Source organism: Nonomuraea sediminis (assembly GCF_018531495.1).
In the GTDB taxonomy this organism is placed as follows: Bacteria; Actinomycetota; Actinomycetes; order Streptosporangiales; family Streptosporangiaceae; genus Nonomuraea; species Nonomuraea sediminis.
This window is the reverse complement of sequence record NZ_JAHDTI010000005.1, coordinates 224693-247668: the sequence shown is the minus strand read 5'-3', so window position 1 is coordinate 247668 and position 22976 is coordinate 224693. Positions and strand designations below refer to the sequence as shown.

At 70.2% G+C, this 22976-nt stretch carries 24 protein-coding genes and 1 pseudogene; 9 read left to right on the top strand and 16 right to left on the bottom strand.

The annotated features are described in order from the left end of the window. The first annotated feature begins 2 nt into the window (after positions 1–2). Together KIK09_RS25745 and KIK09_RS25740 are read left to right on the top strand one after the other, a co-directional pair. Positions 3–359 carry a cupin domain-containing protein gene (locus KIK09_RS25745; protein WP_214321908.1) on the top strand — a complete coding sequence of 119 codons (357 nt, stop codon included), beginning with the start codon at positions 3–5 and terminating at the stop codon, positions 357–359. A 10-nt stretch (positions 360–369) separates the two neighbouring features. Continuing rightward, positions 370–981, top strand: coding sequence for a hypothetical protein (locus tag KIK09_RS25740; protein WP_214321907.1), 612 nt, complete (start codon positions 370–372; stop codon positions 979–981). Here the strand turns inward: KIK09_RS25740 and KIK09_RS25735 are convergent. From KIK09_RS25735 to efeU, 4 genes are read right to left on the bottom strand one after another with little or no spacing between them, the layout of a single operon-like run. Continuing rightward, complete coding sequence (locus tag KIK09_RS25735) at positions 967–1455, bottom strand: P-loop nucleotide/nucleoside kinase family protein (protein WP_214321906.1); 489 nt, start codon at positions 1453–1455, stop codon at positions 967–969. The two genes, KIK09_RS25740 and KIK09_RS25735, sit on opposite strands and share 15 nt — an antisense overlap. A gap of 10 nt (positions 1456–1465) precedes the next feature. Beyond that, entirely contained in the window at positions 1466–2575 is a 1110-nt protein-coding gene (locus KIK09_RS25730; RefSeq protein WP_214321905.1) for a serine hydrolase domain-containing protein, read from the bottom strand. Between the two features lie 44 nt (positions 2576–2619). After that, positions 2620–3294: a cupredoxin domain-containing protein gene (locus KIK09_RS25725; protein WP_214321904.1), complete on the bottom strand. Its 675-nt coding sequence runs from the start codon at positions 3292–3294 to the stop codon at positions 2620–2622. 46 nt (positions 3295–3340) lie between these two features. Beyond that, entirely contained in the window at positions 3341–4165 is an 825-nt protein-coding gene (gene efeU, locus KIK09_RS25720) for an iron uptake transporter permease EfeU (protein ID WP_214321903.1), read from the bottom strand. 190 nt (positions 4166–4355) lie between these two features. Here efeU and KIK09_RS25715 point away from each other — a divergent pair, with 190 nt between their 5' ends. Further along, a complete protein-coding gene (locus tag KIK09_RS25715) occupies positions 4356–5891 on the top strand; it encodes a M28 family metallopeptidase (RefSeq protein ID WP_214321902.1) in 1536 nt (511 codons plus the stop codon). A gap of 1 nt (position 5892) precedes the next feature. Here the strand turns inward: KIK09_RS25715 and KIK09_RS25710 are convergent, their stop codons facing one another. The 3 genes from KIK09_RS25710 to KIK09_RS25700 form a co-directional block, all read right to left on the bottom strand. Further along, complete coding sequence (locus KIK09_RS25710) at positions 5893–7266, bottom strand: M20/M25/M40 family metallo-hydrolase (RefSeq protein WP_214321901.1); 1374 nt, start codon at positions 7264–7266, stop codon at positions 5893–5895. Positions 7267–7592: 326 nt separating this feature from the next. After that, positions 7593–7964 (bottom strand): VOC family protein, encoded by a 372-nt coding sequence (locus KIK09_RS25705; protein ID WP_214321900.1) that lies wholly within the window; start codon positions 7962–7964, stop codon positions 7593–7595. 38 nt (positions 7965–8002) lie between these two features. After that, the gene (locus tag KIK09_RS25700; protein WP_214321899.1) at positions 8003–8314 is read right to left on the bottom strand and encodes an Rv3488 family transcriptional regulator; all 312 of its coding nucleotides are present in this window, start codon (positions 8312–8314) and stop codon (positions 8003–8005) included. A gap of 95 nt (positions 8315–8409) precedes the next feature. On the opposite strand from KIK09_RS25700, the pseudogene KIK09_RS25695 reads away from it, so the two are divergent. Continuing rightward, a pseudogene (locus KIK09_RS25695) lies at positions 8410–8607 on the top strand (YnfA family protein); the annotation flags it as partial. Positions 8608–8712: 105 nt separating this feature from the next. After that, positions 8713–9177 carry a hypothetical protein gene (locus tag KIK09_RS25690; protein ID WP_214321897.1) on the top strand — a complete coding sequence of 155 codons (465 nt, stop codon included), beginning with the start codon at positions 8713–8715 and terminating at the stop codon, positions 9175–9177. A gap of 38 nt (positions 9178–9215) precedes the next feature. Here the strand turns inward: KIK09_RS25690 and KIK09_RS25685 are convergent, their stop codons facing one another. Then, the gene (locus KIK09_RS25685) at positions 9216–9545 is read right to left on the bottom strand and encodes a winged helix-turn-helix transcriptional regulator (RefSeq protein WP_308164285.1); all 330 of its coding nucleotides are present in this window, start codon (positions 9543–9545) and stop codon (positions 9216–9218) included. Positions 9546–9655: 110 nt separating this feature from the next. On the opposite strand from KIK09_RS25685, the gene KIK09_RS25680 reads away from it, so the two are divergent. Next, complete coding sequence (locus KIK09_RS25680; RefSeq protein ID WP_275956274.1) at positions 9656–10504, top strand: NAD(P)H-binding protein; 849 nt, start codon at positions 9656–9658, stop codon at positions 10502–10504. 126 nt (positions 10505–10630) lie between these two features. Here the strand turns inward: KIK09_RS25680 and KIK09_RS25675 are convergent, their stop codons facing one another. From KIK09_RS25675 to KIK09_RS25660, 4 genes are all read right to left on the bottom strand, one after another. Then, positions 10631–11698 carry a hypothetical protein gene (locus tag KIK09_RS25675; RefSeq protein WP_214321895.1) on the bottom strand — a complete coding sequence of 356 codons (1068 nt, stop codon included), beginning with the start codon at positions 11696–11698 and terminating at the stop codon, positions 10631–10633. A 71-nt stretch (positions 11699–11769) separates the two neighbouring features. Further along, positions 11770–12972: an RNA polymerase sigma factor gene (locus KIK09_RS59375; RefSeq protein ID WP_308164284.1), complete on the bottom strand. Its 1203-nt coding sequence runs from the start codon at positions 12970–12972 to the stop codon at positions 11770–11772. Further along, complete coding sequence (locus KIK09_RS25665) at positions 12969–13307, bottom strand: YciI family protein (RefSeq protein ID WP_308164283.1); 339 nt, start codon at positions 13305–13307, stop codon at positions 12969–12971. Before KIK09_RS25665 ends, KIK09_RS59375 begins: the two co-directional genes overlap by 4 nt. Before the next feature lie 7 nt (positions 13308–13314). Further along, on the bottom strand, positions 13315–13698 hold the full coding sequence (locus KIK09_RS25660; protein WP_214321893.1) for a VOC family protein: 384 nt from the start codon (positions 13696–13698) through the stop codon (positions 13315–13317). A gap of 145 nt (positions 13699–13843) precedes the next feature. On the opposite strand from KIK09_RS25660, the gene KIK09_RS25655 reads away from it, so the two are divergent. After that, the gene (locus KIK09_RS25655; protein ID WP_214321892.1) at positions 13844–15952 is read left to right on the top strand and encodes a S9 family peptidase; all 2109 of its coding nucleotides are present in this window, start codon (positions 13844–13846) and stop codon (positions 15950–15952) included. Here the strand turns inward: KIK09_RS25655 and KIK09_RS25650 are convergent. Both KIK09_RS25650 and KIK09_RS25645 read right to left on the bottom strand, forming a co-directional pair. Beyond that, on the bottom strand, positions 15945–17291 hold the full coding sequence (locus KIK09_RS25650; protein ID WP_214321891.1) for a flavin monoamine oxidase family protein: 1347 nt from the start codon (positions 17289–17291) through the stop codon (positions 15945–15947). The two genes, KIK09_RS25655 and KIK09_RS25650, sit on opposite strands and share 8 nt — an antisense overlap. Positions 17292–17430: 139 nt before the next feature. Further along, a complete protein-coding gene (locus KIK09_RS25645) occupies positions 17431–18099 on the bottom strand; it encodes a hypothetical protein (RefSeq protein ID WP_214321890.1) in 669 nt (222 codons plus the stop codon). A gap of 308 nt (positions 18100–18407) precedes the next feature. On the opposite strand from KIK09_RS25645, the gene KIK09_RS25640 reads away from it, so the two are divergent. Continuing rightward, positions 18408–20414, top strand: a complete 2007-nt coding sequence (locus tag KIK09_RS25640) for a tetratricopeptide repeat protein (RefSeq protein ID WP_372455680.1) — start codon at positions 18408–18410, stop codon at positions 20412–20414. Next, entirely contained in the window at positions 20411–21751 is a 1341-nt protein-coding gene (locus KIK09_RS25635) for a GlnX family signal transduction membrane protein (protein ID WP_214321889.1), read from the top strand. The genes KIK09_RS25640 and KIK09_RS25635 overlap by 4 nt, the downstream gene beginning before the upstream one ends. Positions 21752–21761: 10 nt before the next feature. On the opposite strand, the gene KIK09_RS25630 is transcribed toward KIK09_RS25635, so the two are convergent. Then, positions 21762–22568, bottom strand: a complete 807-nt coding sequence (locus tag KIK09_RS25630) for a WXG100 family type VII secretion target (RefSeq protein ID WP_214321888.1) — start codon at positions 22566–22568, stop codon at positions 21762–21764. Then, the gene (locus tag KIK09_RS25625; RefSeq protein ID WP_214321887.1) at positions 22547–22858 is read right to left on the bottom strand and encodes a hypothetical protein; all 312 of its coding nucleotides are present in this window, start codon (positions 22856–22858) and stop codon (positions 22547–22549) included. Before KIK09_RS25625 ends, KIK09_RS25630 begins: the two co-directional genes overlap by 22 nt. Positions 22859–22976 lie beyond the last annotated feature (118 nt).

Here is a 22976-nt window from a genome sequence, read left to right as displayed (position 1 = left end):
TCATGATCGAGGTCAAGAGCATCGACAAACCGGACGAGCGCCGGGACTTCCCGAGGGGGCATCTCGAGGTATGCAACTTGACGGGCCTCACCTTCGGCATGGCCACGTTCGAGCCGGGCTGGAAGTGGTCGGACTCGGTGAAGCCGATCGCCGGCACTGAACTGTGCGAGGTCCAGCACTACGGGCTCGTGCTGAAGGGGACGCTGCACATCCGCATGCGGGACGGCAGCGAGGCCGATGTGGGGCCGGGAGACCTGATGGTCGTCCCGCCGGGCCACGACGCCTGGGTGGTCGGTGACGAGCAGGTCCTCGCCTACGACTTCTCCAGCGGCATCGCGGATTACGCCAAGTCCGACTAGGAGCGCGGCCATGTTCATCCAAGTCATCCAGGGTCACGTCGCCGACCCTGAAGCCGCTCACGCCGCGCTGGACCGCTGGGACCGCGAGCTGTCACCCGGCTCGTACGGCTGGCTGGGGACCACGGCGGGCGTCGCGGACGACGGCACGCTGGTCGCCATGGCCCGCTTCGAGTCCGAGGAGGACGCCAGGCGCAACTCCGAGCGGATGGAGCAGACGCGGTGGTGGGAGGACACGGCCAAGCTGTTCGACGGTGAGGTCACCTTCCACGACTGCCCCGACGTCGTCCTGTACCAGGGCGGCGGGTCGGATGAGGCGGGGTTCGTCCAGATCATCCAGGGCCACGTCACGGACAAGGGCCGGATGCAGATGATGCTCCGCGACACCGAGTCCGAGCTGGCGAGCTACCGTCCCGACCTGATGGGAGGCGAGGCCGCCGTGGACGCCGGCGGCGACTACACCGAGGCCGCCTTCTTCACCAGCGAGGAGGAGGCCAGGCAGGGAGAGAGCAAGGAGCTGCCGGCCGAGCTCAGGCAGAAGTTCGAGCAGTACATGGGCCTGTTCGAGGGCGGTCCCGCCTACTACGACCTGCACAAGCCGTGGATGTACTCACCGCACAACTGAGGTCCACTCCAGGACGCGCCTGGCCAGCCCGGCCAGGTCGTCGTCGGTGTCGAAGACGACTGGGGCGAGGGCGCGGGCTTGAGCGGCATCGGCCATCGCGTCCTCGACCCAGTCCCGCGCCCACCCGCGGGATCGCAGCCGGCTAAGGCGGACCTCGTCGGGGCAGTCGAGCGCGGCCACATGGACGGGCGCCTGCCAGCCGTCCACGGCGTCGGGCACCGGGCACAGCAGCAGGACGGGGTGTCCGGCCCGCCTGACGAGGGTGACGATGCGCTCCCACATCCGGTCGTAGGCGGGCCAGACCGGCGCGGCCTCCGGGTCGGCGATCCTGACGCCGAGCAGCGAGCCGTCCTGCTCGAGCAGCTCGTCCATCTCCATGACGACCAGGCCGTCGGCGGCCTCGATCAGGTGCGGCAGCAGGGTGGTCTTGCCCGCGCCGGGCGCGCCGGTCAGCAGGTACAGGGGAGCGAGCACGCGCCCGATCCTAGAGGGCGTCGCTCAGGGCGTTGAGGAGGCCGGTCGCGCGCGGGTCGGGCATGCCTCTGGGCTCGTTCATCACGTAGGAGAACCCGACGCGGGCGGCGGGCCAGGCGCCGTGCCGGGAGCCGCCGGCGCCGGCGTGGCCGTAGGCGTCGGTGGGCGGGCCGAACCCGCGCAGCTCCGTCTGGAGCTCGAAGCCCGCGCCGTAGGCCATGGGCTTGTCCCACAGCGGCTCGACGCCACGCCGTACCTCGCGGCGTGCCCGGTCGACGGTCTCCTCCCCCAGGACGCGCACGCCGTCGAGCTCGCCGCCGCGGGCCAGGCAGGCGTAGAAGCGGGCGATGGAACGGGCCGTGCCGTGCCCGCCGACGGCGGCGAACTCGGCGCGGCGGAATTCCGGGCTGTTCCAGCGGGCCGGCGCGTCGGGGGTGAGCAGCGGGTTGCGGACCAGGTCGCGCAGCGGGTCGCCGGTCGGCGGCTGCTCGGCCAGGATGCCGGGTCCTGGCACCATGGTGGCGACCCTGGGGTGCAGCTCGTCAGGCAGGCCGATCCAGAACTCCAGGCCCAGGGGCCGGGCGAACTCCTCGTCGAAGAAGGCGCCGATGGTGCGGCCGTCCACCCGCAGGACGAGCTCGCCGACCAGCCAGCCCCAGGTGATGGCGTGGTAGGTGAAGGCGGCGCGCGGATCGTCCAGCGGCTCGGCGGCGGCCAGCAGGGCGGCCATCCCGCGCGGGTCGAGCTGGTCGGCGAAGGGCACCTGGATGCCGGGCAGCCTGGCCTGGTGGGACAGCACCTCCATGACGGTGGTGCGGTCCTTGCCGCGGGCGCCGAACTCCGGCCAGTACGCGACCGCCGGGGCGTCGAGGTCCAGCTCGCCGCGCTCGGCGAGCAGCAGCACGCAGGCCGTCGACATCCCCTTGGTGCCGGAGAAGATCAGCTGGAGGGTGTCCTCGCGCCAGGGCCGTCCCGAGGCCGGGTCGGCGACGCCTCCCCACAGGTCGACCACGAGCTCGCCGTCGTGGTAGGCGGCGAAGGCGGCCCCCTTCTCGCCGTGCTCGCTGAAGTTACGGGCGAACGCCGCGGCGACGCCCTCGAAACCGGGTGCGGTGAACATGGATGAGATGGTACCGAACGGTTCGATCTCCCCCGCGGCCTGGGTCAGCTGACGGTGAAGGTGCCCTTGAGGCCCTTGCCGGCGTGGTCGCCGATGCCGCACTTGTAGGAGTAGGTGCCGGGGACGGTCAGGGTGATGACGGCCTCGCCCGTCGCGCCCGGCTTGACCGGGGCGACCTCGCCTGCCTCCTTGCCGTCCGGGGTGAAGATCTCCAGCTCGTGCTCGGTCGTGCCCTTGTTCTCCAGCTTGAACTCGATCTTCTCGCCGGTCTTGGCCGTGAACGACGACAGGCCCTCGAGGGCGTGGTCGGTGGCCTCGACCTCGACCTCGCGGTCGTAGGCCTCCTCCTGCTGCTTGGCGGCGGCACCCGCCACGGTGATCTTCGTCCTGACGCCGTCGCCGGTCTGGCCCGGCTTGCAGGCGACCTCGTAGGTGCCGCCGCCCAGGTTGACCTGCATGTCGCGGGAGGTGCCAGGGCCGATGTTCTCCACCTCGCTGACGACCTTGGTGTAGGCGCCGTCCTGCTCGCCGTAGACGTAGACCTCGGTGACCTGGTTGCCGTTGTTGGTGACGGAGAAGGTGGTCTGACCGGCCTGCAGCTCGGTCTTGGCGACCTGGCACGCGGTGTCGGTGGCCGTGATCGCCACCGAAGTACCCGAAGCGGGGGAGCCGGTGCTTCCGCAGGCGGCCAGCAGCAGGAGGGCCCCGATACCGGGCACTGAACGGAAGGAAAGCATGACAGAACTCCAGATGTTGCGTTGACGATCAGCGGGCGGCAGGGGCGGTGGCCCGGCTGCGGCTCGGCAGGAAGAACAGGGTCATGACCGGCACCACGTAGGCCAGCCAGGCGGCCACCTGCCACCAGGTGGAGGCGGGGCTGAAGTTGAGGGTGCCCTTGAGCAGCGTGCCGTACCAGCTGCCCGGCGGGATGACGTGCGAGACGTCGAAGGCGAGGCTGTTCAGGCCCGGCAGGATGCCGGCCTCCTGCAGGTCGTGCACGCCGTAGGAGAACACGCCCCCGGCGACGATGACCAGGCCGGCGCCGGTCCAGGTGAAGAACGTGGCAAGGTTGATCTTCACGGCGCCGCGGTAGAGCAGGTAACCCAGCACGACGGCGGTGATCAGGCCGAGCGTGGCTCCGATGACCGGTTGGGTGTTCTGGCCGGTGGCCTGGATGGCGGTCCAGATGAACAGCGCGGTCTCCAGGCCTTCCCTGCCGACCGCGATGAACCCGGTCAGCACCAGGGCCATGGTGCCCATGGCGAGCGCGGCGTCCAGCTTGCCCTGCAGTTCGGACTTGAGGAAGCGGGCCGTCCTGCGCATCCAGAAGATCATCCAGGTGACGAAGCCCACGGCGACGATGGACAGGATCCCGCCGAAGGCCTCCTGTGCCTGGAAGGACATGCGGGAGGAGGTGAAGGTGAGCACCGCGCCGAAGGTCAGGCTCAGCAGTACGGCGAGCAGCACCCCGGCCCAGACCGCGGGCAGCCGGTCGCGGTGGCCGCTCTTGACCAGGTACGCGACCAGGATGCCGACGACGAGAGAGGCCTCCAGGCCCTCGCGCAGCCCGATGAGGTAGTTGGCGAACACAGCCTCGACGGTAGAGCAGGTAAGCCTTACCTAACAATCTGAGTTTCATCACGTTTTGGACATATCGCGACGATCGTCCGAGATCAGGCTCGGGTGAATGGGTCTTCACATGAGCGCGGAACCGGTTTACGTTCCGGGTCGGCGCCAAATCGGGGGAATCCTTCACGCTCACCCCAGGAGGGGATTACACATGCGTAGCGGCGTGATCCGCGGCCTCGCGTTATCGGCGGCCCTCGCACTACCCCTGGCCTACGCCCACCCGGCGCAGGCCGACCCGGTACCTTCTCAGAAGAGCCTGATCACCTCGGTGGCGGCCTCGGCCACCAAGAAGCACCTGCAGGCGTTGCAGGACATCGCCAACGCCAACGGCGGCACCCGCGCCGCCGGCACCCCCGGCCTGCTCGCCTCCCGCGACTACGTGGCGGGCAAGCTCAAGAAGGCCGGCTGGAACGTGACACTCCAGCCCTTCGACTTCCCGTTCTTCAAGGAGAACGCCACCGCCTCCATGGAGCGCACCGCGCCCACGCCGAAGGTCTACGCGCCGACCCCGCCGGACGGCTCGTCGGTGGGCGACTTCGCGACCATGACCTACTCCGGCTCCGGCAACGTGACCGCGGCCCTGCAGAACGTCGACCTGATGCTGCCGCCGGGCCCGACCCCGAGCAGCTCGAACTCGGGCTGTGAGGCCGCCGACTTCGCCGGGTTCGTCCCCGGCAACATCGCCCTGCTGCAGCGCGGCACCTGCACCTTCGCCGTCAAGGCGCAGAACGCGCAGGCCGCCGGCGCCTCGGCGGCGATCATCTTCAACGAGGGCCAGCCCGGCCGCACCGCCACGCTCCAGGGCACGCTCGGCGGCCCGGGCGTGACGATCCCGGTCGTCGGCGCCAGCTTCGACGTCGGCCAGGAACTGTCCGCCGCGGGCACCGCGGTGCACGTGGTCACCAACACCACCAGCGAGATCCGCACCACCTACAACGTCATCGCCGACTCCAAGTACGGTGACCCGAACAAGGTCGTCATGCTCGGCGCGCACCTCGACTCGGTCCTGGCCGGGCCGGGGATCAACGACAACGGCTCGGGCAGCGCCGTCGACCTGACGATCGCCGAGGCGCTCGGCAAGATCCCCACCCGCAACCACCTGCGCATCGCCTGGTGGAGCGGCGAGGAGCTGGGCCTGCTCGGCTCCACGTTCTACGTGGGCAACCTGGCCGCCGACCAGCTGGCCAAGATCAAGCTGTACCTCAACTTCGACATGGTCGCCTCGCCGAACTACGCGCTGAAGATCTACGACGGCGACGACTCCGACCAGTCCGGCGCCCCCGCGGGCCCGCCCGGATCGGATGAGATCGAGAAGCTCTTCGAGAAGTACTTCGACACGATCCACCAGGCCCACAACGGCACCGACTTCGACGGCCGCTCCGACTACGGCCCGTTCATCGCGGCCGGCATCCCCGCCGGCGGCCTGTTCACCGGCGCCGAGGGCATCAAGACCGCCGAAGAGGCGACCCTGTTCGGCGGTACGGCCGGCGTCGCCTACGACCACTGCTACCACCAGGCGTGCGACACCATCGCCAACATCAACGACAAGGCCCTCGCGCTGAACCTCGGCGCGATCGCCACGGCCGCCGTGGTCTACGCCTTCTCCAACGACCTGCCGGGACCGGCGGCGGCCGCCACGACGGCGCGCAAGGCCGCCGTGGCGCCCGAGATCGGGACCGTCCGGTAGGTCAGCTCACCGGGAGCGGGTAGGCGACGGGACTGCGGTGTCCGGCGGTGTCCACCGCGCGGACGCCGAACTGGAAGTTGTCCTTGGACCTGCCCGCGACCGTGTAAGCGGTGACGTTGCCGACCGGCTGGACGTGGGTCCACACGGGTTCGGTCGTGTCACGCCAGACCACCTCGTACCCGGCGATGTCGGGTGCGGGGCTGGCGTTCCAGACCAGGTCGGTGTCGTTGGTCAGCTGGGTGGTGCGGATGCCCGCGCCCTTGGGCGCCTCGGGGGCCCGGGCCAGGGACGCCAGCGCGGCCACGTTGATCCGGGTCACGCGGGCGGTGTAGTCGTACTCCACGAAGCGCGCCAGGTCGCCGAACTGCTGCCCGTTCTCGACCCGGACGTCCTGGTGCTGGTGCGCGTAGTCCTCGTTGACCTCGGTGAAGCGCAGCGCCGGGTAGCCCTGCTGCAGGAACGGGATCTGGTCGCCGCCGCGCAGGTAGCGGTCACGGCGGTACAGCAGCGTGGCGTCCATGCGCGGCGTGTAGGTCTGGGCCGCATCGCGGACGAAGCGGGCCAGTTGCCGGGACACGCCGTCGTTCTCCCCGCCGACGGCCTGGCGGACCGAGGCCTGCGCCGGGGTCTCGGCGGTGGGGACGCCCTCGGAGAAGACCCGGACCGCGTTCGGCGCCCTGCCGTTCTCGCCGTCGGCGCTGCCCACGATGTCGTTGGTGAACATGCCCTGGATGTCGGTGTTGTTCTTCTTGGCCTCGGCGGCGTAGTGGGCCGAGCCGTACAGGCCCTGCTCCTCACCCGCGACGGCCATGAACACGACCGTGGCGTCGAAGTCGCGCCTGGCCATGACCCTGGCCGCCTCCAGCGCCACCGCCGCGCCGGAGGCGTCGTCGTCGGCGCCGGGCGCGTCGCAGGTGAAGTTCATGACGTCGGTGCAGCGCGAGTCGTAGTGCCCGCTGACCACGTAGGTCCGGCCCGCGGACTGCGGCTGCGTCCCGCGCAGGGTGGCGACGACGTTGGTGATGACGGTGGGCTGCGGGATACGCGGCGAGACCGGCTGCACGAACGACTGCTTCTCCACCGTCATCCGCCCGCCCGACGTCGCGGCGATCTTGCCGAACTCGCCGTAGATCCAGTCCCGCGCGGCGCCGATGCCGCGCGCCGGGTCGTCCTGGCTGGACAGGGTGTGCCTGGTGCCGAACGAGGCCAGCGTGGTGATGATCCGCTGGATGTTCCCCTCATCGACCTCTTCGACCATCCGCGCGATCTCGCCGTCCCGCTGGCCGGGCCGTACGGCGGGCTCGGCCGGCGGCGTGAGCACGCCCGCGAGCAGCACCGCGGCGAGCAGGGATCCGTTGACTAATCGGAGCGCCATGACATGCCTCCTGACTGGGCTGACAAGCGCCCTCACGGTACGGCGCGGTGGCCGCGTTGAGAACACGCTTTCCGCGCGTCCCCACGAAAGCGCCTGGCCCGCCACCGTCTTCGCGACGGTCTGCGTGCTGGTGCCGGCCGGGGGCACGCGTTCGTGGACGGCGCTTCCCTCTCCGCGTCGGCGCTGCTCGCCGGTCAGGCGGGCATCTTCGGCATCGGCAGCGAGCGGGCTCCGTCAACCGCGGCCGGCGTGACGTTCGGCGCCCAGGCGATCCTGCACGAGCTGTTCTCGCGCGGCGCGCAGACCTTCGCACACGGGAGGCGCGCTCATGGCTGCTGGAAGAGCTCGATCGGGTTTCCGGCGGGGTCGTTCAGCAGGATCTGGGAGCCACCCCTGCCGACCGTGATGTCGTTGCGGAACGTCGCCCCGGCCTCCCGGAGGCGGTTCACCTCGGCGGCCAGGTCCTCGACCTGGAGCTGGATCCGGTTCCAGCCGCCGGGTTCAGGGAGGCGGCCGTCGGGCATGGGCTGGGCGGCTCCGCCTGGGCCCGACGGGCTGGACAGCAGCAGGCGCAGCCCGTCTCTGGCGACGATGGCGAATCCGGGAGCGGGTGCGGCCTGCAGCCCGAAGCCCAGGAGCCGGGTGTAGAAGTCCGTCGCGGCGGTCACGTCGTCGACGATGTAACGGACGTTTACCATGAAGGCCTCCTGATATCGAGAGCCGATATCGAGTTACGTTACCACTGGAGGTCTTCCGGCGTGAGGACCTCGCGGGCCAGCTCGGCCAGAGCCGCACGGTCCTCGGCCAACGCCTCCCGCCCTGCGTCGGTGGCGGTGTAGACCCGGCGAACCCGCCCGTCCACGACGTGCTGCTCCGAGGTCAGCAGCCCGTCGGACTCCATCCGGTGCAATGTCGGATACAGCGTGCCCGGGCTGACTTCGTAGCCGTGATGAGCGAGCTCCTGGGTCATCCAGGCGCCGTGGATCTGGCCCTCGGCCGCGTGGTGGAGGATGTGTATCCGGATCACTCCGCGCAGGAATTCCCGCATCGCCGTCCTTGTCACGAACCCGATATCGGATACCGATACTAGCCGCAGCCCAACAGGCCGAGGCGCCCGCCGAGCCCTGGAGTGGCCGCATGATCGTGCTGCGCTTCGTCGCCACGCTGCAGCCGGAGGCCCACTTCGGCCGGGTCCTGGCCGCGTACGGCGGTGTCTTCGTGGCTCGGTCGCTGGCCTGGGGAATGCTGGTTGACGGCTTCCGGCCGGACTGGTCCGATGTCATCGGCGCGCTGATCTGCCTAGCGGGAGCCGCGGTCATCATGAAGGGCCTGCGAGGGTGATCACGCGGCGGATGGTCCGGTGCGGCCCCGGCCCTCGCCACCTCGAACCCGCTGGCTGAGATACTGACCCGACACGGAGCAGGCTCCTCGGCGAAGGGAAACCGTGTGCGCCAGGCCATCGATACCGCGCTGTTGTCCATCATCGGCTACGTCAATCAGGCGGTGTTCGCAGTCTCCAGGGGCCGCGTGGTGGCCTATCGCTTCCATGGCATGCCGGGGGCGCTCCTCACCATCACCGGACCGACCGCGCCCGTCGGCGAGACCGTGATGGTGTGTTACCTCCCAGACGGCGACGATTACATCGTCCTGGCCACAGGGGTCGAGACTAGAATCTCGGCCGCACTGCGCACCGCCACTGCCGCGGCACTTTTTGATCAGCAGATACCAGTCGACATCTCCATGGTGACCGACGCCACCGAACGCGCCGCCCTGCTCAACCGACTCCTCAAGCAGGCTTCCCTCTATGAACGACACCAAGTGATGCAGCACCACCAAGTCCCCATCGCCCGGCTCACACCGCACTACAAGCCCACACCCCGTAGCTCGGTCGTATTTGTCGGGCTTCCCTGATGACGTTTCTTCTCAAACACCCGCTTTGAGGAAAAGCCTTACGGGCGGCCGGGGTGGTCGTAGCGGGTGCGGGCGGCGGTGAGGTCGGCGTGGCGGCCGAGTGCCCACATGGCGAGGGTGTTGACCTGGTCCATGAAGTCGAGGCCCAGTTCGGTCAGGGCGTATTCGACCGATGGCGGGACCGTCGGGTGGACGGTCCTGGTGATGAAGCCGTCGCGTTCCAGGCCGCGCAGGGTGAGCGTGAGGACGCGCTGGCTGATGCCGTCCACGGCGCGGTTGAGTTCGTTGAAGCGGTACGACCTCTCGCGCAGGAGCGCCAGGGTGAGCAGGCTCCATTTGTCGCCCATCCGGATGAAGAAATCGCTCACGGGGCACTGCTCGCGCGGGATGGTGGGCACATCGAGGTCAGTACCCCACATGTAAGTGCCTTCTTTCGCAGGTCCGGGGCCGTTTGCCAGGTTTGACGGTATAGCTGGCGATGGAGGAACTCACATGCTTTTGGTCACCGGGGCGGCCCGGCAGGCTCGTCCTGATGCACCTGCTGCGCAGGGTGGACGCGAACCGGGTGGTGGCGCTCACCAGGTCGCCGGAGAAGGTCGAGGGGGTGCGGGTACGGCGGGGCGGGTTCGACGACGTGGGTCCCAAGGACTTCGAGGGCGCGGAACGGGTGCTGATGATCAGCACGGACCGGATCGGCGCGCGGGTTCCTCAGCACAGGGCCGTCATCGAGGCGGCCGCCAAGGCGGGGGTGGGGCAGATCGTCTACACCTCGCTGCTGCGGGCCGGGGATCCCGGATACCGGGGCGTGCTCGCGGAGGAGCATCGGGCTACCGAGCAGGCGCTGGCCGAGTCCGGCCTGCCGTACACAGTGCTCAGGAATGGCATATATCCGGAAATGCTGGAGATGTTGCTGCCGCTGGCGGAGGTCGCCAGAACCGGGGCGCTCAGGACCAGCGCGGGAGAGCACGCCTACGTCTCCTACATCAGCCGGGACGACTGCGCCGCGGTCGCAGCCACCGTGCTGGCCGACGGCGGGTACGAGGGGCAGTACCTGGATGTGACGGGGCCCGTGGCGAACCCGGCGCGGATCGCCGAGGCGCTCGCCGCGGCCATCGGCGAACCCGTGGCCCACACCCGCATCTCACCCGAAGCCGACGCGGAGGCCATGCGCGCCCGGTTGCCTGCCGGGATGGTCGCGGTCGGGCAGGGTTTCTGGCGCCAGGCCGAGCAGGGCTGGTTCGACGTGCACACCCACCACGTCGAGCGCCTGACCGGCCACCCTCCGGCCGGCCTCGAGCACCACTTCCGGCGACTCCTGTCAGCCTGATCGCGCGCACCGTGGGTGCGATCTCGGGCCCGGCAAGTGACCAGCATGTGATCGTGGCCCCCGACAGATTCGCCCCCCGACCTGTCCACCGGCCGGGACTCGGGTATCAGGCTCGTAGTCCGCTGATCAGTCTCTGCGGGCGGCGCGGGCGAGGGACCAGACGTAGTACCACTTGTCGTTGCGGACGGTGCGGATGCTGTTCTCGTTGATCGCGTGGATGACGCCCCAGATCCCGCCGGTCGCGCCGAGAACCGCCAGTGCCGGTTGAAGGGCCGCACCGTAGACCGCCACGAGTGTCGCTCCAACGGTGCCCAGGACGGCGCCGCTCGCCGCGACCGCTCGTTTGGCGCGGACCTTCGCCATCTCGGCCTCGCTCGCCCGTATCTGCTCGCGGATCTCCGCGCCGATCCTGAGAAGGTCCAGCTCGGACTGGACGGAGTCATGGGCCTTGTCGAGATCCATGAGCTTCAGCCGCAGGAAGTCGCGGAAGGCCTGGTAGGAGCCGAACTCCTCGACGGTGATCTTGCTGAAGTCGCGCAGGCCGACGCCGTCGATGAAGGGAAGGTGCATCTCCAGGACGGGCCGGACGAACCGGCTCTTGACGGGCCTGCCACCGGATGCCTCGATCGCTCTCCTGCCCCGGATGAAGAAGTCGATCACGCTCTTGTGCTTGACCGGCTGGGGCTTCCCCGCGGTGCGCCCGTCCTCCATCCGCTGGGTGCGCGTGCAGTAGCTGGGCAGGTACCAGGCCAGACCGGCCCGCATCAGCGGCTCCGCCTCCAGGATCCAGGTGCCGAGCCTGTCCAGGTCCGGCGCCTGCACCCCGAAGTAGTCCTCGTTCCAGCTCTCGGCGTATCCGTCTCTCTTGCGGGCGGCCGCGGCCAGGGGAAAGTAGTTCGTCGGCGCGTCGACGAGGTTCGGCTCGTCGGATCGGTACTTCCCGATCTCGTGATAGTCCCCCGCCCAGTCGTCCGAAAGAAGTAGGGTGTCGGAGATCAGGGAAACCCGCCGGGTGAGCGTGGCGAAATCCCCTCGCCTCACGCCGAGGCCGACGTCGAACGTGTACTTCCCGATCGACTCCCTGTCCTTCAGCGTCTCCTTCTTCTTGTCCCAGAAGTAGGCCGCATAGCTCTTGGCGACCGCCTCCGGCTGCTGCCGGTCATAGCGCGTCAGCCTGCGGAAGAACCTGTCCATGTGTTCGGCGATAACGGGATCCTGAACGGGCTTCCGCCTCCGCAGCCGCATATGTCCACGGTAGACGTAGGTCACCTCCAGTGGAGGCGGTCGGTCAGCAGGGATTGCTGGGCGGGGTTGGTGGTCAGGGACAGGGCTCGTTCGTCGCAGGCGCGGGCCTCCTCGGGGCGGTCGAGAGCGCGGAGCAGGTCGGCTCGGGTGGCGTGGTAGAGGGGGTAGCGGGACAGCGCTGCTTGGAGGGGTTCTGTCTCGGCCAGGGCGGCCGCGGGGCCCTGGGTGTAGCGGACGGCGACGGCGCGGTGCAGGCGGGTGACAGGGGAGGGTGCCACGTGCAGGAGCATGTCGTAGAGCACGAGGATCTGGGCCCAGTCGGTGGCCTCGAAGGTGGGGGCCTCGGCGTGGCAGGCGACGATGGCCGCCTGGAGCTGGTAGGGGCCCGGGCGGTGGTGCGTGCGGGCGGCGCGCATCAGGAGGGCGCTCGCCTCGGCGATGGCGGCCCGGTCCCAGAGGGAGCGGTCCTGGTCCGGGAGGAGGACCAGGTGGTCCTGGGCGTCGAAGCGGGCCCGGCCGCGGGCCCGGTGGAGCCGGATGAGGGCCAGCAGACCGGCGGCCTCGGGCTCGCCGGGCATCAGGTGGACCAGCAGGGCGGCCAGCCATTCGGCGTCCTCGACCAGGTCGCGGGCGTGGGCGCGATCGGGGGTGCTGGACAGGTAACCCTCGTTGAAGAGCAGGTAGATGACGGCCAGGACCGCGGCCAGACGCTCCGGCAGGTCGTCGATGGCGGGGATCCGGTAGGGGATGCCCGCCTCGGTGATCTTGCGTTTGGCGCGGGTGATGCGCTGGGCGAGCGTCGTCTCCGGCACGACGAACGCGGCGGCGATCTGTGCGGTGTTCAGGCCGCACACCACCCGCAGCGTCAGTGCGATCCGCGCCTCGGGGGCCAGCGCCGGATGGCAGCAGGTGAAGATCAGCCGGAGCCGGTCGTCGGGCCGGCTCGGCTCGGGCCACTGAAGCTGGGCGAGTTTGGCGCGGTAGGTCGACTCGCGGCGCAGCACGTCCAGGCCGCGGCGCCGGGCCACGGTGAACAGCCAGGCGTCCGGCCGGTCGGGGATGCCCTCGACCGGCCAGCGGCGCAGCGCCGTCTCGACCGCGTCCTGGACCAGGTCCTCGGCGGCGGAGAAGTCGCCGAGCAGCGACACCAGGGACGCGGCCAGCCGGCCCGCGTGCTCACGCACCACGCGGGCCAGCACCTCGTGAGTGACGGGCTCGGTCACGACGCCGGTCGGATCTCCACGACGGGGCACGCGGGCCAGGACCTGGCCAGCTTGAGCGCCTCGTCCAGGTCGGCGACCTCGATCTCGGCGAAGCCGCTGACCACCTCCTTGCCCTCGACGAACGGCCCGTCGGTCACCACCGGCTCGCCCCCGCCCAGCCGCAGCGTCGTCGCGGTGTGCACGGGCGCCAGGTGCGTGTGATGGGTGATCTTGTCGGCGTTCTCGGCGAACCACCGGAGCACCGCCGCGTAGGCGGCCTCGCGTTCGAGGTCGCCCATCGCCTCCAGCTCCTTGGCGAATTCCTCGGTCTCCACGAACATCAGCACGTACTTCACGTCGGCCTCACAGCTTCGCGTACAGGTCCACGCCGTTGCCGTCCGGGTCGGCGACGGTCGCATATCGCATACCCCAGAAGGCGTCGAACGGCTCGGCCAGCCCCCGGTGCCCGGCTTCGATCAGCTCGCCGTACTTTGCGTCGACCTCGGCAGGGGTGGGGAACTCGAAGCACAGCAGCGTGCGCGGCCCGCCGGTCGGCGCGGTCCATCCTGGCAGGAACGGCGTGCGGAACGGCTCCGTGTCGAGCATGACGTGCAGCCCGTTGGGCAGGTCGCAGCCGGCGTGCTCGGGGCTGTGTGGGTCGAGCTCGAACTTGAGCCCGAGGCGGGCGTAGAAGCCCATGGCGGCCTCCAGGTCGGAGACCACGATGTCGATCGTGTTCAGCTGCATGATCGCCTCCTTGGCGTCGGTGCTTTCACCAGGAAGACGATTGGCGGCCGCCGCGATACGACAGCCGGTGACAGCGTGACATCAGGGGCGTGACAGCGGTGGCAGGCATCGTCCGGATCGGACGCAGCTGAAAGGACGATGCACCATGAAGATCGACGCCAAGGTCTACCAGAACGCCGAGCGCCTCCACTGGGCCTACCGCCAGGGTCTGGTGCCCGGGGGACAGGTCCGCCCGCTCTACCTCGAAGGCGGCCAGAGGTTCTGGTACGCCCGCCGTACCGGGGACGACAAGGAGATCATCCTCGTCGATCCGGCGGCGGGGACCAGGGAGGTGGTGGCCGAGCCGCCGGCGGCGCCCGGCGACTTCCTCGAGGCGAGGTCGCCCGACGGCAGGCACGTGGCCTTCCGCCGCGGCCACGACCTGTGGATCAGGTCCGAGGACGGCCAGGAAGGCCCGCTGACGACCGACGGCCGGCAGGACTACGAGTACGGCACGGCCCCCGACGTGATGAAGCCCACCACGATCATGCGGACCCTCGGCATCCCCGACCTGCCGCCCGCGGTGGCCTGGTCGCCCGATTCCGCGCGGATCGTGACGCACCGGACGGACCAGCGGGAGGTGCGCGAGACCCACTGGATCGAGGCCCGCCCCGCCGACGGCAGCGAGCCCGCCCTGCATACCAAGCGGTACCCGTACCCGGGAGACGAGCAAGCCCCGGTGGCCGAGCTGGTCGTGCTGAACGCCGAGGACGGGACCGTGGTGCGGGCCAAGTCCGAGCCCGTCAACATGCCGTTCTTCTCCCCGATCCAGATGCGCTGGCTGTGGTGGTCGCAGGACGGCGAGGCGATCTACTACCTGGACCAGCCGCGCGACTACCAGACGCTCCGGCTCAACAGGCTGGACCCGGACACCGGCGAGGTGACCACGATCGTCGCCGAGTCGGGACCCACCCGCGTCGAGCCGAACCAGTTCCTGGGCGCGCCCCCGATGGTCGAGGTCTTCGGGGAGGAGGTGCTGTGGTACTCCCAGCGCGACGGCTGGGGCCACCTCTACCTGTACGACGCCGCGACCGGGGAGCCGAAGAACCAGGTGACCTCGGGCGAGTGGGCGGTGCGGGAGATCCTGCGCGTCGACGAGCAGGGCAGGGTCGTGTACTTCACCGCGTCAGGGCTGGTGGAGGAGAATCCCTACCGCCGCTCGGTCTGCCGCGTCGGGCTCGACGGGAGCGGCTTCGCCAAGGTCGCCGACGACGACCTCGACCACGTCGTCTCGTTGCCGGACAGCGGCGAGTACTTCGTCGACTCCGCCTCCACGGTCATCACGCCGCCGGTCATCACCGTGCGCGGCTGGGACGGCCGGGTGATCGTCGAGCTCGAGCGCCCCGACGTCTCGGGCCTGGAGGCGCTGGGCCGGCGGGCGCCGCAACCCTTCCGCGTCAAGGCCGCAGACGGCGAGACCGACATCTACGGCGTGATCCACCTTCCCCCGGACTTCGACCCGGCCAGGCGTTACCCCGTCGTCGACAGCCCCTACCCCGGCCCGCAGACCAACCGCGTGTCACCCGCCTTCGACCAGGGCTTCTTCGGCTACATGTCCGAGCAGATCGCGGCGCTCGGCTTCGTCGTGGTCGCCCTCGACGGCCGCGGCACTCCCGGGCGCGGCAAGGCCTTCCACGACGAGTCGTACGGCAGGCTCGCCACCGCGGGCTTCCTCGAGGACCACGTCGCGGCCTTCCACCAGCTCGCCGAGACCCGGCCGTGGATGGACCTCGACCGGGGCGTCGCCGTCTTCGGCATGTCGGGCGGCGGGTTCGCCACGGTCCGGGCGATGCTCGACTTCCCCGAGCTCTACAAGGTCGCCGTGTCGATCTGCGGCTCGCACGACAACCAGTACTACCAGCAGGGCGTGGGCGAGATGTACGACGGCCCCGGCGCGGACTACACCGAGTCGTCCAACACCGAGGACGCCGCCCGGCTGGAGGGCAAGTTGCTGCTGATCCACGGCGGCATGGACGACAACGTCTCGCCCCAGCAGACGCTGCGGCTCGTCGACCGGCTGCTGGCCGCCGACAAGGACTTCGAGCTGCTCATCGTCCCCGGCGCCGACCACCTGTTCATCGGATACGAGCACCACATGCTCAGGCGCCTGTGGGACTTCCTGGTCAGGCACCACCTGGGCGCCGAGCCGCCGGCGGGCTACCGCCTCACCCCCGCTCCGCTGGACATGGACCTCATCTCCGGATTCTTCAGCTGAGCCGGGCCGCGACCGCGTCGGCGGCGGCCTCGCCGGATCTCACCGCGCCGTCGATGTAGCCGTACCAGCGTGGCGAGGTTTCCGACCCCGCCCAGTGGATCCGGCCGGCGGGCGCACGCCAGGCGGCGCCGAGCCGGGTCCACGCGCCCGGGGGGAACAGCGCCGAGTAGGCGCCGCGGGTGAAGGCCTCCTTGTTCCAGTTCCGCTCGACGAAGCTCGCCGGCGTGGCCGCCTGCGGACCGAACAGGTGGCCGAGCGCGTCGAGCAGGATCCCGCGGCGGTCCTCGGGGGAGCGGGCGGCCAGGTCGCGGGCGGGCGCGCCGTTGACGAAGGCGATCAGCACGCCGCGCCGGCCGGAGCGCGGACTGCTGTCGACGGTCATCGCGATCGGGCCGCGCATGCAGAGGGCGGAGCCGCTCAGGCCGGCCTGCCGCCAGAACGGTGCCGGGTAGCCGGTGACGTACTTGATCACGCTCCCCATCGGAAGGTCGTCGCGCGCGGCCGGCAGCGGCGGGTGGAAGGCGATCCGGGCGGCGAGCGGGGGAGGGACGGCGACCACCACGTGCCTGGCACGCCACGATGTCCCGTCCTTGGCGGTGACCACGACGCCGGAGTCGTTCTGCTCGATCCGCTGGACCGGCGCGTTCAGCCGGATCGAGGCGCCGAGCCGCTCGGCGAGCCTGGTGGCCACGCCGTACGCGCCGCCCTCCAGCCGGTCCTGCTGCGCGCCTCCTTCGAAGTCGGTCACCGCCGCCAGACTGCCCGCGGACTTCACGTAGAACAGCGCGTGCAGCAGCGACAGCTCGCTCGGCTCGCAGGCCCAGATCGCCCGGCAGGCGAGGACCAGGAACCGGCGCCCGCCGCTGGTCCTGAGCGTGCGGTCGATCCAGGACTGCAGGGTCTGCCCGTCGGCCGCGTCCTGGCCTCGCCACGGGGCTTCGGCGTCGACGGTACGAGCGAGCCGGTCCAGGCGCGACTGGGCGCGCGCCACGTCCAGCAGCGCCAGCGGGCCGAGCCTCGGCACCATGCCGCGGAACCGGCGCAACCGTCCTGTCTCGGTCTCCAGGACGTTCGCGCCCGCGGTGTACGTCGGGAAGACGGGCACGCCGAGCTCGGCGGCCAGCGCGTAGATCCTGTCCTGGCCAGGGCCGATGAACTGGCCGCCGAGATCGACGGTCTCGCCGTCGACCTCGATGCCTGCCGTACGGCCGCCGACCTGGTCACGGGCCTCGAGGAGCAGGACTTCACGCCCGCGGCCGCGCAGGCGCTCCGCACAGACGAGGCCGGCCATACCCGCGCCGACCACGATGACGTCAACGGATGGATGGTGGTGGGACATGCGATCTCCTGGGGGCTTGGTCGTGTTCGCGACATGCGCGAACACGCCAGCGCACCCACCTGCCACCACGGCGCTGACTTCTTGGATTCACTTGTGCACGCAGATCATTTCCGGCACCTCGCCGCCGTGTCAAACGGCGTCACGGCGTGCGCAAACCCTCGTTGTGCTTCACGGCGAGCCGCCAGACCATCAGGATCGCCACCACGCAGAAGGCCGCGTCCAGGAGGTAGGCGACGGACATCGCATTGGACACCGGAATGAAGTCCGTGCTGACCAGCTCGTGATCACCCCCGGCCGCGCTGTCGAAGGACAGGTCGAACATCTCCACGTACCACCACCGTGACGCCGCGGTGAGGAACGCCTCGCCCAGGATGCCGACGACTCCCCACGTGATCACGAGCACGGAGGTGGGCCCGGGGCGTCGCGGATGGCCGAGCCGCCAGAGTTCGTTGACCATGATCATCAGCGGGATGTGGGTCGCCAGACCGACCAGCGTGGCCGGCAGGAACAGGATCGGCAGCACGGCACTGGCCAGCCCGAGCACGACCGGCACGACGAACAGCGCGACCAGTGTCTCCTTCTTCCACTGGATCTTGCCGGGCGTACGCAGCTCGATGTTGCCGCGGATCCGCAGCAGCATGACGATCCAGACGACGGTGGTGCCCCAGGCCACCAGGGTGTCCACCCAGCCGAGCGCGCTGAGCTGCGCCAGCCGGTCGGTCGCCGCGCCGATGGTCAGGTCCCGCACGTCGGCGCGCAGTGCCTGCCACTGCGTGATGTTCGCGAGGTCCAGCAGGATAGTGGTCACTATGGCGAGGTTGATCGCCACGGCGAGCCCGCCGACCGGTCTGGGGCGCGGCGCCTGCGGGTGTGGCTGTGGCGGTGGTCCGTACGACTGCAGGCTCATGACGTCGCTCCAGAGAATGTGGGTGCCCAGCCCATGCATGCTGCACCACCCCACTGCGCGATCCACGAACCCAGATCACGCACCTGCCCGAAGCGCGTTGTGGTGGCGTGGTGTTTGCGTATTGAAGGCGTAGTAATGGCGTCAATAACGCGACAAATGGCGTTTGTGGAGATCTAGCGTTCGAAGGGATCATTACACGTGAAACGGGGATGAGCGCCATGAGGTGCGGGCAGCACGGGTGCGGGGGCACCGTCGAAGACGGTTATTGCGACATATGCGGTTTAGCCCCGGTAAGTAGTCCTGTTACGACGCCCAGCAGAAGGACGACGACGAGCAGCACCCGCAGCACGGGCTCGTCCAAGCGGGGCATGCTAGGCGCCGGCCTGGTCGAGGTGCCCCCGGTGCCCTACAAGGACCCCGCGTCGGCCATCATGACCGATCCGCAGGTGGCCGAGGGCAAGCGGTTCTGCAGCGGGTGCGGCGCCCCTGTCGGCAGGGCCAGGGATGGGCGGCCCGGCCGTACGGAAGGGTTCTGCTCGCAGTGCAGGGCGCCCTACTCCTTCACCCCCAAGCTGGTCAAGGGCGACCTGGTTGGCGGGCAGTACGAGGTGCTCGGCTGCCTGGCGCACGGCGGGCTCGGCTGGATCTACCTGGCCAAGGACCGCAACGTCAGCGACCGGTGGGTGGTGCTCAAGGGGGTGCTCGACGCGGGCGACCCCGACGCCAGGGCCGCGGCGCTGGCCGAGCGGCAGTTCCTGGCCACGGTGGAGCACCCGAACATCGTGAAGATCCACAACTTCGTGCAGGACTACATCGTCATGGAGTACGTCGGCGGCCGGTCGCTGCGCCAGCTGCGCGAGAAGGGCCCGCTGCCGCTGCCCCAGGTGCTGGCCTACGGGCTGGAGATCCTGCGCGCGTTCGGCTACCTGCACGCACAGGGCCTGGTCTACTGCGACCTCAAGCCGGACAACGTGCTGCAGACCGAGGAGCAGCTCAAGCTGATCGACCTCGGCGGCGTCCACGCCCTCGACGACGAGGACAGCGCGATCTACGGCACGATCGGCTACCAGGCGCCCGAGATCGCCGACCGGGGCCCGAGCGTCGCCTCCGACCTGTACACGGTCGGCCGCACCCTGGCCGTGCTGGCCTTCGACTTCCGCGGCAATGCCACGACCTACAAGCACTCGCTCCCCGACCGGCTGCCGCTGCCCGAGTCGGTCGAGCTCCTGCTGCGGCGTGCCACCGATCCCGACCCCGACCGGCGCTTCTGGTCGGCGGCCGAGATGGCCGACCAGCTCACCGGCGTGCTGCGCGAGGTCGTCGCCGCGGGCGACGGCAATCCGCGCCCGGCGGCCTCCACCCTGTTCGGCCCCGAGCTGCGCCTGGCCAGAACCCCGGCCGAGGCCGTCGCCGCGCTGCCCGCCCCGCTGCCCGACCCCGCCGACGCGGCGGCCACGCTGCTGTCCGGGCTGGCCCCCGAGCACGCGCTGTCCGCCGCCGCCGGTCTCAAACCCACCCCCGGCGTACGGCTGGCCACGGCGCGGGCCCACATCCTGCTCGGCGCCCCGGACACCGCCCGCGACCTGATCACACCCGACGACTGGCAGGCCGAGTGGTACCTGGGACTGGCCGCGATGGCGGCGGGCGACCTGACCGGCGCGGCCGAGGTGTTCAGGCGGATCCGCTGGCTGCTGCCTGGGGAGGCGGCGCCCGGGCTGGCGCTGGCGTTCTGCACCGGGTCGGCGGCGCTGTTCGACGCGGTGTGGAAGACCGACCGCTCCTACGTCAGCGCCGCGTTCGGCCTGGCGCGCCTGCTGCTGGAGGGCGGTGACAGGGCGGGCGCGGTGGTCGTGCTCGACTCGGTGCCCGCCACCTCCATCCACTACGTAGAGGCGCAGATGGCGGCCATCTCGGCGCGGGCCGGCGTGGCCGCCCGCGACGACCTGCTGGACGCCGGGCGGCGCCTGGAGGCGCTCGAGCTCGACGCCGAGCGCAGGCAGCACCTGGCCACCGAGGTGCTGGAGGCGGCACTCGGCTGGGTCGGCCAGAACGGGCCCTGCGCCGGGACCGTGCTGGGCGCCGAACTGTCGGAGCGTTCGCTGCGGTTCGGCCTGGAGGGCTGCTACCGGGCGCTGGCCAGGCTGGCCCGAGATCCCGACGAACGGATATCCCTGGTCGACCGGGCCAACTCCCTGCGTCCCTTCACGCTGCTTTGAACACCCCGCAGTGGCTGCGCGCCTTGGCCGGCGGCGCGCTGATCCTGGCCGTCACGCTCGGCGTCACGCTGGCCGTGGCCGTCTCCGGCGTGCGTGACGGGTTACAGGTCATCGGGCACCGGACGGGGCCGCAGGTGGTGGCCACGCAGGACCTGTACTTCGCGCTCAACGACATGGACGCCCAGGTGGCCAACGTGCTGCTCGTCGGCGCCGCCCGCGATCTCGGGGTCGGCAGGGACAAGGCGCTGGAGATCTACGCCGCCCGCCGTACCCAGGCCAGTAAGGACCTGCAGCAGGCGGCGGCGGTCGGCGGGGGACAGACGCTCGCCGACGTGATCGACGGGCTGGGGCGCTACGAGCAACTGGCCGGGCAGGCGATCCTGCTCGACAGTCAGCAGCCGCATCCGCCCGGCCGGCCGCCGGCCGCGGCGCTTGAGCGCTACCGGCAGGCCACCGACCTGATGAAGTCGGCCGTGCTGCCCGCGGCAGACAGGCTGACCAAGGCGAACGCGGCCACGATCGAGGCCGCCTACCAGGACGCGTGGTCGGCGGCGCAGCGGTCGGCCGTGTTCGTGATCGTGCTCGGTGTGCTGCTGGCAGGAGTCCTGGTCGCGCTGCAGGCGGCGCTGGCCCGCCGCTTCCACCGGCTGGTGAACGCCTTCCTGGCCCCGGCCACCGTGGGCGCGCTGCTGCTGACCGGTCTCGGCGGCGGGCTGCTGATCTCCGAGGCGGAACACCTGCGGGTGGCCAAGAAGGACGCCTTCGACTCGGTGCTCGCGCTCACGCAGGCGCGGGGGCTCAGCTACGACGCCAACGCCGACGAGAGCCGCTTCCTGGTCGACCCGTCCCGCTCGGCCGTCTACGCCCAGCGCTTCCTGGACAAGTCGCAGCGCCTGGCGGGGGTGCCGGGCGCCACGCTGGACACCTACGACGCGGGCCTGGCCGGGGCCACGTCGCTGACCGGCTACTTCGGCACGGCGCTGCGCAACATCACCTTCCCCGGCGAGCGGGAGCGCGCCGAGGCCACCATGGCGGCCTACCGCGCCTACCAGCTCGACGACCGCAAGATGCGCGCGCTGCACGACCAGGGGCGGCTGCGCGATGCGGTCGCCCTCAACACCAGCTACCAGCCGGGCAACTCCAACTATCACTTCGACCGCTACGACAAGGCGCTCGAGCAGTTCATCGGCGTGAACCAGAGCCATTTCGAGGGTTCCATCCGCGACGGCGAGGACGCGCTGGCCGGGTGGGGGCTCATCCCCGGGGCGGGCGCGCTGCTGGTGGCCGCCCTGACCCTGGCCGGTGTCAGGCCCCGCCTTGGCGAGTACCGGCCTTGACGCCGCCGATCTACGGGGGTGGGTCGTAGGTGGTCAGGCCGGTCTTGTCGATCTCGGTGGTGTGGAAGTCGATCGCGCCAGGGCCGATGGGCAGCACGGTCTCGATGTTGCGCAGGGCGCTGCGCAGGCGGGCCAGGTTCGTGGCGGCGTCTGACACGAAGTAGCCGAGCTGGCCGAGCAGGGCAATCACGGCGAGGTTGGCCGACTTGACCGCGACGCCCTCGGCGAAGGCGGCCGCCGCGGCCGTCGCGGGGAACATGCGTGCCGTCTTCAGCCCGGCCAGCGCGACGATGAGGGACACGCCGATCGAACGCAGCGCCATGTCGAAGTCGGCGTAGGCGTCGGCCAGGTGTCCCATCCCCTCGCCCATGTAGGCCAGCGTCGTCTTCAGCGTTCCCAGGCGGCTGTTGAAGGCGTTGAGCGCCTTCTCGAACGCGTCCCGGTCGGCGGCCTGCCAGCCGTGCAGGGCTTCGCGTACGGTCTCCACGCCGGGCATCATCTGGCCCTCGATCCCCAGCGTCCCACCCAGGGCGTTGGTCCACGAGGTCTTGGCGTGGCGGATCGCCGTCTCGTTGCCCTGGGCGCCCTCCACCAGCAGATACGTGGCCACGGTGAGCACGCTCATGCCGGAGGCGATCCGCCAGGTCCGCACAGCTGCCGACGGCGACATGGGCGGCGGCGGGCCGAAGGATCCGGTCGGCGGGCGGACCTGGGTGTAGAAGGGCGACTGCGGGTGCGAGACCGGCACGGGCGGTCCGAACCGGCCGGTGGGCGGGCTGGGCGGGACGTATCCGCTCACCCGGGTACCGCCGTCCATGCGAGGTCCTCGGCGATCCGCCAGTTCCTCCTGGCGTGGTCCAGGTCCCGCTGCCAGTGCTCGGTCACCGTGACCGCGTCCGCGACGATCTGCTCGACCTGCAGCTGGAACTCGCGGTAGGCCCCGCCCAGGATCAGGTCGCCGATGGTGCCGAACGTCCCCGGCGGCAGATCGGTCTGCGGTTTGACGCTTGCACGGAACCCGCGCAGCGGGTCGGTCAGGTGAAGGTCGACCGCGTGCGCCGTCCGGCCGATCGCGGTGGAACTGATGTGCTTGTCATCATCCCCCATGCCCTCCATCCTCCTGGCGCCACAGCCTCTCAAATGCCGATATGCCGCATATTCCGCATCAAGAAGGCGTATTCAGGCCATCAATGGGCCAATCCATCCCAACCTGTGCGCACCAAGA

What these genes read in the sequence shown, in the direction of transcription:
- KIK09_RS25745 (WP_214321908.1), top strand. Translation starts at nt 3, where the DNA reads ATGATCGAGGTCAAGAGCATCGACAAACCGGACGAGCGCCGGGACTTC.
- KIK09_RS25740 (WP_214321907.1), top strand. Translation starts at nt 370, where the DNA reads ATGTTCATCCAAGTCATCCAGGGTCACGTCGCCGACCCTGAAGCCGCT.
- KIK09_RS25730 (WP_214321905.1), bottom strand. Translation starts at nt 2,575, where the DNA reads ATGTTCACCGCACCCGGTTTCGAGGGCGTCGCCGCGGCGTTCGCCCGT.
- KIK09_RS25715 (WP_214321902.1), top strand. Translation starts at nt 4,356, where the DNA reads ATGCGTAGCGGCGTGATCCGCGGCCTCGCGTTATCGGCGGCCCTCGCA.
- KIK09_RS25710 (WP_214321901.1), bottom strand. Translation starts at nt 7,266, where the DNA reads ATGGCGCTCCGATTAGTCAACGGATCCCTGCTCGCCGCGGTGCTGCTC.
- KIK09_RS25705 (WP_214321900.1), bottom strand. Translation starts at nt 7,964, where the DNA reads ATGGTAAACGTCCGTTACATCGTCGACGACGTGACCGCCGCGACGGAC.
- KIK09_RS25700 (WP_214321899.1), bottom strand. Translation starts at nt 8,314, where the DNA reads ATGCGGGAATTCCTGCGCGGAGTGATCCGGATACACATCCTCCACCAC.
- KIK09_RS25680 (WP_275956274.1), top strand. Translation starts at nt 9,656, where the DNA reads ATGGAGGAACTCACATGCTTTTGGTCACCGGGGCGGCCCGGCAGGCTC.
- KIK09_RS25675 (WP_214321895.1), bottom strand. Translation starts at nt 11,698, where the DNA reads ATGGACAGGTTCTTCCGCAGGCTGACGCGCTATGACCGGCAGCAGCCG.
- KIK09_RS25660 (WP_214321893.1), bottom strand. Translation starts at nt 13,698, where the DNA reads ATGCAGCTGAACACGATCGACATCGTGGTCTCCGACCTGGAGGCCGCC.
- KIK09_RS25655 (WP_214321892.1), top strand. Translation starts at nt 13,844, where the DNA reads ATGAAGATCGACGCCAAGGTCTACCAGAACGCCGAGCGCCTCCACTGG.
- KIK09_RS25650 (WP_214321891.1), bottom strand. Translation starts at nt 17,291, where the DNA reads ATGTCCCACCACCATCCATCCGTTGACGTCATCGTGGTCGGCGCGGGT.
- KIK09_RS25640 (WP_372455680.1), top strand. Translation starts at nt 18,408, where the DNA reads ATGAGCGCCATGAGGTGCGGGCAGCACGGGTGCGGGGGCACCGTCGAA.
- KIK09_RS25630 (WP_214321888.1), bottom strand. Translation starts at nt 22,568, where the DNA reads ATGGACGGCGGTACCCGGGTGAGCGGATACGTCCCGCCCAGCCCGCCC.
- KIK09_RS25625 (WP_214321887.1), bottom strand. Translation starts at nt 22,858, where the DNA reads ATGGGGGATGATGACAAGCACATCAGTTCCACCGCGATCGGCCGGACG.